Source organism: Membranihabitans marinus, from assembly GCF_019802045.1.
Classification (GTDB): domain Bacteria; phylum Bacteroidota; class Bacteroidia; order Chitinophagales; family Saprospiraceae; genus Membranihabitans; species Membranihabitans marinus_A.
In genome coordinates this window covers 330,397-343,976 of record NZ_JAHVHU010000004.1, presented here as the reverse complement: position 1 = coordinate 343,976, position 13,580 = coordinate 330,397, and the positions used below count along the sequence as shown (strand labels likewise).

General features: G+C 43.1%; 7 protein-coding genes. 4 read left to right on the top strand and 3 right to left on the bottom strand.

Annotated features, from left to right (window positions below; translation table 11 throughout):
• Positions 1 to 33 precede the first annotated feature (33 nt).
• A complete protein-coding gene (locus KUV50_RS04320; protein WP_222578867.1) occupies positions 34 to 534 on the bottom strand; it encodes a mechanosensitive ion channel domain-containing protein in 501 nt (166 codons plus the stop codon).
• A 105-nt stretch (positions 535 to 639) separates the two neighbouring features.
• Positions 640 to 1,434 (bottom strand): alpha/beta hydrolase, encoded by a 795-nt coding sequence (locus tag KUV50_RS04315; protein ID WP_222578866.1) that lies wholly within the window; start codon positions 1,432 to 1,434, stop codon positions 640 to 642.
• A gap of 1,077 nt (positions 1,435 to 2,511) precedes the next feature.
• Here KUV50_RS04315 and KUV50_RS19680 point away from each other — a divergent pair.
• On the top strand, positions 2,512 to 2,601 hold the full coding sequence (locus KUV50_RS19680; RefSeq protein ID WP_410000026.1) for a hypothetical protein: 90 nt from the start codon (positions 2,512 to 2,514) through the stop codon (positions 2,599 to 2,601).
• Between the two features lie 566 nt (positions 2,602 to 3,167).
• Here the strand turns inward: KUV50_RS19680 and rapA are convergent.
• A complete protein-coding gene (gene rapA, locus KUV50_RS04310) occupies positions 3,168 to 6,002 on the bottom strand; it encodes an RNA polymerase-associated protein RapA (RefSeq protein WP_222578865.1) in 2,835 nt (944 codons plus the stop codon).
• 1,262 nt (positions 6,003 to 7,264) lie between these two features.
• Between rapA and KUV50_RS04305 the strand changes: the two genes are divergently transcribed.
• The 3 genes from KUV50_RS04305 (at position 7,265) to KUV50_RS04295 (ending at position 13,483) form a co-directional block, all read left to right on the top strand.
• Positions 7,265 to 8,545: an NAD(P)/FAD-dependent oxidoreductase gene (locus KUV50_RS04305; protein ID WP_222578864.1), complete on the top strand. Its 1,281-nt coding sequence runs from the start codon at positions 7,265 to 7,267 to the stop codon at positions 8,543 to 8,545.
• A 369-nt stretch (positions 8,546 to 8,914) separates the two neighbouring features.
• Positions 8,915 to 12,013 (top strand): SusC/RagA family TonB-linked outer membrane protein, encoded by a 3,099-nt coding sequence (locus tag KUV50_RS04300; RefSeq protein WP_222578863.1) that lies wholly within the window; start codon positions 8,915 to 8,917, stop codon positions 12,011 to 12,013.
• Between the two features lie 18 nt (positions 12,014 to 12,031).
• Entirely contained in the window at positions 12,032 to 13,483 is a 1,452-nt protein-coding gene (locus KUV50_RS04295; RefSeq protein ID WP_222578862.1) for a RagB/SusD family nutrient uptake outer membrane protein, read from the top strand.
• Positions 13,484 to 13,580: the final 97 nt, after the last annotated feature.

The following is a 13,580-nucleotide window of genomic DNA, read 5'->3' as shown; positions in this document are numbered from 1 at the left end:
TTTATGGTATAAAATATACCTGTCAATTTGATTTTACCGTCGGGCCGGGTTTCTTTTTATCATTTTCTGCAGGAAAATGTTGTTGGGTAAAGATACCTCCTCATCCTCTTTAGTCTTTAGTTTAATAAAGAATAGGCCAATATCACTTATTCTTCCTTCTACCTCATAATCTTTATCGATAATGGATATGTTATCCTCTAATTTTGCTGAATGATTAAAAAAGATGATCAGTCCAGATGTAATATTTGATAAGTGAGACCATTGAGCAAACAATGCTATTCCGATTACCGTCAATACAGAAGCCATGAACAGGAATAATTCGGAATGATCGATACCCCAAACTGTTAAGATAAAGAGGAAGGTGATGGTTAAGAGAATGAATTGAATAATTTTTTTAGTGATTTTACCGCGTGATTTTTGCAATAAATTCTTGATAACAATCCGGTCAATTAATTTAAAAATTGCAATCCGTATTGCAATGAATAGCGCAATTGCTATGACAGTTTCCAGAATTTTAAATTCAATTAAATTCATTTAATTCACGTTAATCGTGCATTTCACTACAGACAATCCTCTCTGAGGTTTTTAGCTTCGAACCTTTTCAAGAATTTGGTCGACTAATGTACATTTGATTCAAATTCAATTCAATATAGCATAAAGGAATTTAGAAATATTTATTTCAAATTCATCCATGTGATCCACCGGGGTATGACCGGCCCCCTCGATCGTTACTAATTCGTGTTTGATGTTATTCGCTTTTAATCGTTCAGCCAAATCAACTGCACTGCTGTAGGCCACCAGTTGATCATCGGTACCGTGAACCATTATGGTGGGCGGATCATTTTTATCAATATCCAGAGCCATCCATTTTGCCGATGGGGTTCCCCATAAATTGATAAATCCGATAACTCCTTCACTATCTTTTTTATCAGGTTGATCGTTCAAGCACAAACTAGAGCCAAGAATGCCACCGGCAGACCCCCCTCCAACGACCATTTTTGAGGCGTCAATACCCAATGATTTTTCATTTTCCCTTACCCATGCCAGTGCTTTTGCGGCATCTTCGACTGCATCTGAAATGGTTCCAGAAATATCGTCCATGGGTTTTTCTCTCACACGATAATCAATGGATATACAAACATAGCCTTTCTTCGCAAAGCGGGTGGCCAATTCCACGATATAGGACTGTGATTTATCATTGCCGTATCTAAATCCACCCCCGTGAATCCATACGATAACCGGTCGGTCTATCATGGGGTCATTGTCCGGGGTGTAAACATCGAGAAGAAGTTTTTGCTGTTCTCCTTTCGAATTAACCGTCTCTCCAAACACCACATCGTTTTGAATGTCAATTTCCTCAAATGTTTTTTCGAGAAATCGGACGGGGTCTTGTTCACCGTTGGATGTGTTTTTGAGCGGATTATAAGCTGCCAAATAACAGCCTGTTGAAATCACAAGTAAAATTGAAAGATAGAGGTTTATACATGACTTGGACATAGGTTGCTGTAATTGATGTTTTTGACGTAACTTCTTTAATAAGACAAACTAAAAATACTCAAATAATTATTATTTAAGCATCTTGGGCTAATTAAACGAACAGCTAATTTTCAAAATCGTCCAAAATAAGGTAGAAAGAACATAATCATGTATTCCAGCCACGCTGGACAACTATGCGGGCGTCTGTTCTTGTAAAATAGAATCCGAAAATGCGTGCTGCACGGATTAACGGTCGATGTCTTAATGTGATTGACGCTTTACGTTGTAAAAACTTTTCAATCTGTGTAGCATCTGTAAAACAGATATCCAGGTGACAAGTTCTACGATTTGCTGAGACGATAGTTTTGCCTGAGCACACGTGTCAACTACTTTCTTTGTGATTTGTGTCGGGCTGGGTGAAGCGGCTTTCACTAAAATCATGGCGGCTTGTACTTTGGGGTCCTCACTGATCTGATGAACGATGTCATCGTGAACAAATTGGGTTGCGTTTTCAAAGTCTCAATGCCTTGGGTGCATATTTGAGGACAGATAACTTGGTCCAGAGAGAATCTGGTTTGGGTGGTGCGCTGGTCGTCTCAGGGTCTGCGAGCGCACGGCCTGCTTTCCCGAAACTTAAGTTGGATCCAATGATGGCAGAAGTTTCAGCCGCAGTCGAAGATTCTAATTCGACACTAACGGCATCCATAAATAATAGGGGGGCTGTATCCCGGATCTGCAATTTAAGCGCTCAAAATTTGACTTATTTTGTGCAATACCTAAGGTATGTGCACAAATGCTGGGCATAGATCGTCTATTCGACGATCCTTCTTTTTATTTCTACCTCATTCGTTTTATGAACCTAAAGAGTACGATCAAAAGCGAACAGAGTACACATTGGAGGTGAATCGATTATTATATGGCATTGAAAAGTATTGTCATGAGTTGTCAGACTAAGAGCGCAAAGAATATCGAAATGAGCACTTCCAGTCAATTGTCGAAAAGTTTAAATAGTGGTAAGATGAAAAGGCGGTACGGGTGCTTCCAAAGAGTCCGATGGGTACTGCCATTAGATATGCCATCAGGCAATGGCACAAAACGATCCGGATTGTGGAGGATGGGCGTTGATGTTTAAAAGCACTAAACCTCAACACAATTATGAACTCGTCACATGGGGTGGTTAGCTATGGAAAAATGCGTGGGTGACTGAATGAAATCCCAGCTTGCCTGGGATCGTAGGTGCTAAATGCACCTGCTATGAAGGAACCGAGGGCTCTGCCCCGAGGATGTTTGGAGGAGCACCTGCGAGCAGCATAACACCTATTTTAATCTGGAGGGCTCCGTCTCGAGGATGGCTATTCCTTCATCAATCCAATTTGAGGGCATTTTTGTTCACTCTTCCAAGGTTCGTTGAATCTTAGGTCCTCCGTTGTCAGATCTGCTGCAGGCAAGCTTCATTTGTTCATCATAGGGTTTTGTCTGCCTTTACCAGAGCGCAGCGGCAGGCAGGCTCAACTTTGGGCTATGCCAAAGTTGAAAAGAATATGAGAGGATAGTGCGACCTCTCCGAGGTCGGAGATCATTTGTTAATACTAGTTGCTAATATACTGTGACCCACTCCGGGGTCATTTTCCTTCATGCTTAGCATCAAGACAAAGTGGAAAATATGTTAGGAGAATTTGTGAAACGCTGCACTACTCCATTCGTATCAATTGAATGGCATCCATCCGTACTCGTGCATTTTCAATGAGCGATGTCAGCGTAATCTGCTCGTCCACGGCAATTTTAATTTCTTCCGGCCTGATGTTTTTGTTGGTTTTCTGAAGAGATTTGAGTCTTTCGATCTCATGGTTCAGCGTTCGGTTCATGCGTTGCAGACCGGTTGCTCTTTCGATGGAACTCCACTCGTCCGCAATTTTTGTGGCGGCTGCCATCATTTTGGGCAGGATGGTTTCTACGATGTGTTCATTATCCAGCAAAGGTGCTATGGGGCCAGGTGCCAATTTTTTGTCGAATGCTTCCATGGGATATTGTTTGGTAACCTCGTTACCCGCGTGGTCTACTACGATCCGCAGGGGGGTATTGGGAAGGAAGCGGCCGATCGATGCACCTTGTTTTCTTGAGGTTTCCAGCACAAAAAGAAACTCCATTAAAAGCCCCGGACTAGGGGCTCCGCGCAATACGCCAAAGCTGGCACTGCCGGTCCCTGAACTGAATACCCGATCGATGCACGCCGTGGTCATGGGATGATCCCAGGTAAGAAAGCTGATGTCTTCCCGGCTCAACGCGTGTTTTCGGTCAAAAGTGACATAGATGCCCTCGGTCGGAATGGCAGGGAATGGCACGGCGGTGACCGAAGGGGGATGCAAGAAATAGGTTCGGGAGGGAAGGTCTTCCATTTCTATCTCAAAATGTCGAAGAACCGTCGTGAAATACTGTTCAAGGGTTGGATCGCTGTCTTCTTTTTTAATTTGCTTTACGATTTCCTGGGCAATCTTGGGTCGGTAGGAATTCATTTCCAGCAACCGATCCCGTCCGTCGGCCAGGCGTTTTTGAAGTTTTTTATGAAAATGAGCAGTCTCCGTAATTAATTTTTCCAATTCCGGATCACTAGCTGCTGTGGATGAATCTGTGGAAAGATGAAGCAATCGATCCCCAAATAGATTGAATATTTTATGTCCCCCCTCCAGGTTTTTTTCAAAAGCATTCAAGCCTTCCTGATACCACCGGATTAATTTGTGCTGCGGGCTGCCACTCAGGTAGGGGATATGTATGTGAATATCTTCCGTTTGGCCAATCCGGTCCAGACGACCGATCCGTTGCTCCAACAATTCGGGATGAAACGGCACATCAAACAGGATGAGGTGGTGAGCAAATTGAAAATTGCGTCCCTCGCTTCCTATTTCAGAACAAAGGAGAATTTGAGCACCATCCTGTTCGGTGAACCAGGCCGCATTTTTATCCCGTTGTACAATGGTGAGATCCTCATGAAAAACAATGGTCTTTAGGTTGGATCGCTTCGTCAGGCTGGCCTCCAATGCCAGTACTTTTTCTTTGCTCGTGCAGATGAGTAACACCTTTTCCGGATGTATTTCCTTCAACATCGTCAGAAGCCAACGAACGCGTGGATCTTCTTTAAACCAAAATTTTTGTTCATTGGACTTTACTCCGGACTTTACATCATGGTCAAACTCCTTCGTGAGTCGTTCGATCCAACGGTCGTGTTCTTTCTTTGCCTTTAAAGGAATGAGATGGGCCTTTCGCTTTGGGAAATCGGTCATGGCAGATCGGGTATTTCGGAAAATAACCCGACCGGGGCCGTGCTGATCCAGTAAATCTTCGATCAGGTGGTTTCTTGCTGTTCTGTCTCCATGAAGCACTGATTGTATTCGATCTTTGAGGAAATAGGATTCCAAAACCTTGATAGCCTTAGCATCCAGGTCTTTTTCGGCGTGCAATTTATCCACGATATCGGCTGTGATCATGTGGTCCATGGACTCCTGTATAAAATCATTGTAGTTGGAATATCTGTGGGGATCCAATAATCGGAGCCGGGCAAAATGGCTTTCAAAGCCAAATTGTTCCGGGGTAGCGGTGAGCAGCAGCAATCCTTGAGCCACTTGACTTAATTGTTCCACCACGCTGTACTCCGGGCTGACCTGATCCACAGCCCATTCCAGATGATGCGCTTCATCCACCACCAGCATATCCCATGGGGCAGAACTTGCCTGGCTGGCCCGTTTTTCGGAACCGGCTAAAAATTCAATACTGCAGATGATCAATTGATCGTCCAGAAAGGGGTTCCCTTCGATGGCGCTGTCATCAAGAGAGGCACAACGCGCTTCATCAAAAATATGAAACCACATATAAAATCGGCGCAATAATTCAACAAACCATTGATGAAGCAAGGACTCCGGCACGATAATCAGTACCCTGGAAATGCGATCACTCAACAACAAACGGTGGATAATCAGACAAGCTTCGATGGTTTTACCAAGGCCCACCTGATCGGAAAGCAAGACCCGGGGTGCATACCTGGAACTCACTTCCTGGGCAATATAGAGTTGGTGCGGGATTAAATCGATTCGTCCACCCACAAAACCACGAACCGGAGATATTCTGCGATTGTATTCGTGTTGCAGTGTATCCCTACGTAAGGCAAAGGCGTGCGGTGCATCTACATCCCCCATGAAAAGCCGGTCTGTCGCACCGTAATGTACCATTACATCACCCAATTCTGCTTCGGAAATCTTTTGGTCTTTCCCGTAATAGACATACAGTCCATCCTCCAGCTCCACGCTTTGGATCAGCAAAGTATGATTATTCACATCTTCTATAGTATCGCCCGGTCTGAAAACCACCCGACGCAAAGGCGCACTCTCCACGGCATACACTCTTGTTTCATGGGAGCCGGGGAAATAGATCTTTACTTTTCTTGGACTGACATCTTGTAGGATACCAACACCAAGTTCCGGTTCTCCCTGACTCGTGTATCGTTGATCCGGATAAAATTGCTCGATGTTTTTCATGGTTGTGCCAACTAGATTGATTGGAGAAAATGGATAAATGTCATCAGATCTATCGGAGGTGTAAGTAAAGAAATTTTCTGATTCAATCCGGAAAAAATCAATTTAGAAAAGTGGAAGACTCGTTTTTCGATGGGGCCTTGTTCCTATGGGGTTAACCCGCTTTATTCACCATGTCAATTTGTTATCATGCATAATATGCAGTACATCAATGGTATAAAGTCCAAAATTGGGCCTGTTACATAGCTCGATTTTGGGTAGCATCTGACTTTTTATTCATACAATACGACCTCTGTGAGGTCGATATTTTAATCATAACGGTTGTTACTATTCTTCGACCTGCGATTAAGGTCTGCTTATAAGCATCATTTACAGCACTAAGCACATCCCCCAACTTGGCAGTGAATTTGTGCGCATATTTGACCTTATATATTTGAGATTTCTAGCGGCCAGTATATCTTACACTTATTTCCATCCCATAACAAATGCCCCTAATAGTACAAAAATACTATAACGGTCATTTTTAACTTCCAAAGCCAGAAAACGACCAGATAAACCCTCGTACAAGCCCCAAACTCCATGCGGGGCAAGCTGGCTTTAACCGCCTACCGCGTTCGCTGAAGCTTTATCGGTGGCGCAATGGCCGACAGACCATTCCTTCAACTTAATTCAAATCCTTCTCTTGCACAAGTATATGGAGAACTCTTCCATTCCTGAACTACCCCGGCATTTACCGGATTCAAGATAATGTGGGTATATACAACGATGAAAAAGATAAGGAATGTAGAAGGAAAAATAATGTAGAGATGGTATAATTTCATTCTTAAGGAATGAAACTATGGGCAGCTAAAGCAGCCGTTACTTGGGGTGTATTGGGTTTTGACAACGTTCGTGGTCTGTCATTTAGGTAAGGGGGATATATCATAAAGTTACAACGGTCATTCTTCACTTGCAGAAATATGGGGCAACATAATAAAACATACATTCGTAGATGAGAAAAACTCATCTCATCTCCAGCGACTTGAATCAGCTTGCCCTATATGCTATATGGACAAGCTGGTTCTAACCGCCGAAATGGCCTGAACTATTCAATAAAATATGGCGAAGGCTCCAGGATCATTATTATTGTCAAAATCAATACCAGATGTTTCAGCATTGTGTACTTCTTGCATTACCTTTGTACTTAAATTGGCGGGGATCTGTGTTTTAAATATGTAAGATTTTTCGACAATTAGTTAATCGATAATTTTAACACTTTTTGGATCATGAACACAATTTCTCGAAAAAACAAATCGGTCATCGTAATTGGGGGTGGGGTGAATGGATTGTGCGTAGCTTACTACTTGCGTAAAAATGGATTTGAGATTACCCTGATTGACCGGGGAGATATAACAAACAATTGTTCCTTTGGGAATATGGGTTTTTTAAGTCCGAGCCATTTTACACCTTTGGCTTCCCCCGGCGTGATTTCAGAAGGACTCAAACATTTATTAAGTAAAACAAGTCCTTTCTATATAAAGCCCCGACTCAATTATTCCTTTATGCGTTGGATGCTGAAGTTTTACAAAAACAGTTCCTACAAGGTTGTCGACCGGAACGCACCGGCGCTTTCCGAACTCCTCTTATTGAGTCGGAGATTGATGAATGAAATTGCAGAAGATATTGGCGATTCTTTTATGATGGAGGAGATTGGTTGCATGATGATGTGTCACAGTAAGAAAACCTTCGATGGCGAAGCACGAGTTGCAGAAGCTTCAAAGAAGTTTAACTTGAATGTAGAAATACTGGAAAGGGACGAATTACAAGCCCATGAACCCAATGTCGAATTGGATATCCACGGTGCCATTTTATTCAAAGATGATGCGCACATCCATCCTGGGAAATTTATGCTCGCCATGAAAAATTATCTGATCAATGCCGGTGTCAATTACCAGCTGAATACAACCGTAAAAGATTTTGAGAAATCCGTGGATAAGGTAACCCAGGTAATAACCGACCAGGGGACTTTTTCGGCGGATGAAATTGTCATTACCCCCGGATCCTGGATGCCGGAATTGGCAAAGAAATTAAAAACAAAGATTTTGATGGAGGGTGGAAAGGGGTATAGCTACACCTATGACGATGTCAAGAATAACATAAAATATCCGGCAATACTCGTAGATGATCGTTGTGCGATCACTCCCTGGAAACAATCGTTGCGTATAGGGGGGACGATGGAGTTCTCGGGTTTGAATGAAAAGGTGTCAGCCAACCGTATGAAAGGGATTTACCATTCCATAAAAAAATACTATCCGGGATTGGACATTGATCTGCCACCTGCCGACCAGATATGGGTTGGACTTCGACCCGTCACCCCCGATGGTTTACCTTACATCGGCAGACCTCAAAAATGGGAAAACGTCGCCTTTGGTGGTGGACATGCGATGCTGGGAATGTCTGCTGGTGCTGCAACGGGGTTGATCCTGAGTAATATTGTCTCCGAACAAAAATTACCAATGAATATCGATCACTTTTCGATCAACCGTTTTGCTAAAACCACCATTTAAATATTTCTAATCGCGTCTGGGGTTGGTTTTTCAGCTACTTGGTAGGAGGGTAGTATTTCCTAAGCTGTTTTACGTATTATGGATGATTCTAAGTCCGGATCAACCCGTGTGATCCACGATAAGCCCAAAGAATGTGCTAGCCACAAATCATATTTGGTTAAATATTTTTTTAAATTTTTTTTAGTGTACTAAAACCTTTGCGGTGGCTGTATTGTACGTTATTTACCTCGTAAAACATAATTAGGCCCGGTGAAATATTAACATTTGTGGCTAGTATAATTCAGTTTTCAGATCGTTTGGTATTTATGAAGGTCGAGATACAAATAGGTTGTATCGGTACTCAATTGACTAAATAAATATTTAATAACGATGAAATTAACCTTTACAAAAATGGAGATTCTCCGGTTTCTATCGGTGGTACTCTTCTTAAGTTTGTTTCACTATTCTGCACAAGCACATAATTCGAAGAGAACAGCAGAGGATGATCACACAGTACCTGGGGAAAGTTTTTTAGCGTTTATCCATGCGCTAGATATTGCGATGGATGTATCCGGTGTTGTCAAAGATGAGTCTGGAAATCCGCTTATCGGAGTGAATGTGCTCGTCAAAGGAACCAATCAGGGAACGGCGACAGATTTTGACGGCAGTTTTACCTTAAACGATGTCGATGAAAATGGTATCCTCGTGTTTTCATACATAGGATACAAGACCCAGGAAGTTCAACTATCAGGTCAAGCCACCATTTCTGTTATTTTACAAGAGGATTCGAAGACGCTGGATGAAGTCGTCGTCGTGGGATACGGTACCCAACGGAAAGGGGATATCACCGGTGCGGTGTCACAGATCAAGACTGAAGAGTTGGAATCTTTACCGGTCTACAATGTGGAGCAGGCTTTGATTGGTCGGGCCAGTGGGGTACAGGTGACCAAAAACTCCGGTGAACCAGGTTCCCGGATTGAAGTCAGGATCCGCGGCGGGAACTCCATGATTGGGAGCAACAGTCCTTTGTATGTGGTGGATGGGTTTCCGGTGACGGGGGATATTAGTTTTCTCAATCCATCGGATATTGAATCCATGAATATTTTGAAAGATGCTTCTGCCACATCAATATATGGTGCTCGTGGAGCAAATGGCGTGGTGATAATTACTACAAAGAAAGGAAGTAAGAGCCAAGATGGCCGCATCTCGTATTCTGGATATTACGGCATTCAAAATGAAATCGATCGGTTTCAGGTGCTGGACGCAAAGCAATATGCAGAGGTGGCCAACGAGTGGCTGCGCAATAACGGAGATCAACCTTTTTTCAATGTTAATTCAGTTGATAACCCTGGAACGAACTGGCAAGATATTATTTTCAGATCTGCCCCGGTTCAGAACCATACGATTGATTTTAGCGGAAGTGGCGACAAAACCAATTATGCATTGTCCGGAAACTTTTACCAGCAGGAAGGGATTATCATCAATTCGGGGGCGAAAAAAGGATCGTTTCGATTCAAACTAGATCATGAACTGAAAGAATGGATGACGGTGGAAGCCAATGTAAACCTGGCTCGGCGGGAAACGAATAGTGTCCCTGTCAACAATGGTACCCGCGGGAGCAATCTTTATTCTGGTGCTTTGTCTGCGCCACCAACGCTTCCAGTGTATGATGAAGAAGGTCAATACACCAGGATCGAGCAGATTTATTCTTTTGGCTCCATCGATATGCGCCATCCGCTCTTATGGAGCAAACCCCGAAAGGACAAAGACGTCAGTAATACAGTTTTAATGAATTCGGCACTGAATTTTAAGATTGTAGAAGATCTGACCTTCAAAACCCGGTTTGGGCTGGAGTATCAAGCCAATCAAAGTGAAAATTTTTCACCGATCATTTTTGATAATGACCGAGGCTCCGCTTCGGCCGGAAATTCCAACTGGAATTCGTTTTTGAACGAGAATACTTTGAATTATCACAAAGAGCTGGAGAACAATGATGAGTTAAACATTTTGGTGGGTAATACCTTCCAATCTTATCGTAGTGCATATAACTCAATCAGTGTTTCCGGTTTTTCAAACAATATTACGGAGAATTTCAACCTTGGTTCAGCAGAAACCGTTAATCCACCTTCTTCCGGTGTCACGGAGTGGAAATTAATTTCATTTCTGGGACGGGGTACCTATGACATCAGTAAAAAATATTATTTCACAGCCAGTGTCCGGGCGGATGGTTCCTCCCGGTTTGGAGAAGACAACAAATGGGGGATTTTTCCATCGGGGGCCTTTGCCTGGCGAATCTCAGAGGAAGACTTTCTCAAAAACACTTCCAATATTGACAATCTAAAACTCAGATTGAGTTATGGTGTAACCGGGAATACCGCGTTGTCACCCTATCAATCCCTAAATCGATTGTCTCCTGTAAAATATATTTACGGCGGGAACTCTGAAAGTGTCGGATTTGCTCCATCGGGTATTTCAAACAGCCAATTAAGATGGGAAACTACGAATGAATTTGATATCGGAATTGATTTGGGGCTGGATAATGGTCGATATGAATTCACGCTGGATTATTACAAGAAAAACACTCATGATTTATTGGCTTCTGTACCATTGCCTCCCTCCGTAGGTTTTGGGTCGATCTTGCAAAATGTAGGTGAAATACAAAACCAGGGACTTGAATTAAGTGCAGCAGTAGGTGTATTGAATGGAGAGTTTGCCTGGGATTTGGGATTGCAGTTGTCGGGAAATCGAAACAAGGTGGTTAAGTTGGCAGGAGGAAGTGATATTATTTCTTCCGGACAATCCTCTGGGTTGGCGGGTATGAACATCGCCCGTGAAGGAGAGCCGCTTGGTAGTTTCTATGGCTTTTTAGAAGATGGCCTGGATGAGAATGGTTTTATCAAATACATGGACATCAACGGTGACGGATCACTGAATGCGGCAGACCGGGTGTTATTAGGTAATCCTTATCCGGACTTTATCTACGGGGTAAACTCGACCATGATGTGGAAGGGTTTTGGTTTGGATATTTTTATTCAGGGATCCCAGGGCAATGACATCTTTTTCCGTACAGCGTATACCAATTTGAACTCATTTCAACGGGGGCAGAATCAATTGGCTGATTTATTTGGCAACTACTGGACGCCGGAAAATCCAGACCCCAACGCAAAGTATCCCGTCATCAGTGCACAAACCCAAATGCGTGCGTCGGACCGGTTCATAGAAGATGGTACCTATCTTCGTGTGAAAACTATTCAACTGTCTTATAACCTGCCTTTATCAGAATGGGGTGTACGTGGATTTAACTCAGCCCGGTTCTATATCAAGGCCAACAACCTGTTGACCATGAGCAATTATATCGGTCTGGATCCTGAAGTAAATACACAGGGTAGTGATTCCCAAAATATTGGAAGTCGATTGCGAATCGGAATTGATGAATCGGGCTACCCAAGTGCCAAGGTATTTGGCGCGGGTCTCCAATTGAATTTCTAAATAATAAAAAGTACGAACATGAAATATATATTACTATTCATTTTTTCGCTTACGCTTTTCATGGCGTGTGAAGAAACACTGAAAGAAGTACCAAAGGATTTTATTTCCAAAAACAATTATTACAAAAACCAGGCTGACGCAGAGGGTGCTATTGCGGGGGTGTATTCTTCGTTTGCATCTGATTATGGCATTACTTTCTGGTTGTTTTCTGTACTACATGGTGATTACGCGAATGGTCGGGGATCACAAGCGACGATCACGGTATTTGATCAAATTTTGGATCAGACGAATATTAACAGAGCGGGCAGTATCTGGAGTTCGTTTTACCGGACCATTAACCGGGCGAATTCTGTATTGGATAATGTTCCCGCTATCGAGGACATCAATCCGGACGTCAAAGCACGAATCCTTTCAGAAGCTCATTTTTTCCGGGCATTATCTTATTTTAATCTGGTCAGAGGATTTGGTGATGTCCCGCTCAAAACTTCTGAGAGTGTAGACATCAGCGATATTGCCAGTCCACGAGTTTCTCAGGACCAGGTATATGACCTGATATTGAGTGATGCATTGGAAGCTGAAAAGAATCTGCCCGAAAGTGTGGGAGATAACACCGGCCAATTATCGGTGTGGGCTGCCAAAATGCTTCTGGCTGAAGTGTACCTGACCCTGGAAAAATGGGATGATGCGGCTCGTGTTTCGAAGGATGTTATGGACAACAGTCCTTATCAACTGACACCAGTGACTGAGGCCGATGATTACTACAACACCTTTGCTAATTTTGCAAATACAGAATATATACTGGCCGTGAACCACTCCGCTTCACGACAATCTTCTATACCGAGTTATCTGCACCGCCCCAATACGCCGCCCTATAATTATTCCAGTGGGGGTGTTTTTGCGTGGTTACCCAATCTGAACTCTTTTATTGGCGACGAATGGGATGATAATGACCTGAGGAAAGAATTTAATTTGTACCGGGAATATCTGGGCCCCGATGGTGAGATGGTTTCACTGCCATCATCTTCTCCAGTACTGTTTAAAAAATTTATTACAGGTACGGACGGTCTAAGATTGTATAGCGATCCCATATTTCGAATTACGGAAGCTTACCTGATTTTTGCTGAAGCTGCTGCGATGGCGAACAATGGTCCCACGGTGGATGCTGTGGAGGCTTTGAATGCTATTAAAAGAAGGGCGTATGGGTACGAGATGTTTAGTTCTTCCCCGGTTGATTATTCAGCCAATATGACTGCAACGGAATTTCAGAATGCCGTGTTGCAGGAAAAGGCTTACGAATTTATCGTTGAAGGTAAGCGATGGTGGGATCTGAAACGAACCGGCAAAGTGAAAGAGGCATTGGCAGCCGCGGGGAAGGATTTTATAGATGAACGGTTTTTATGGCCCATCGATGAAGATGAAATCAATAATAATCCCGATATTACTGCGCAAGATCAGAACCCGGGGTACTGATTAGTCATAGAACTTCACAAATTCTGAATTATTAATAGAAATTGTCGCTATCCTGATATGGAACTATCTTGCTGTATTGACAATTCAACCACAACCT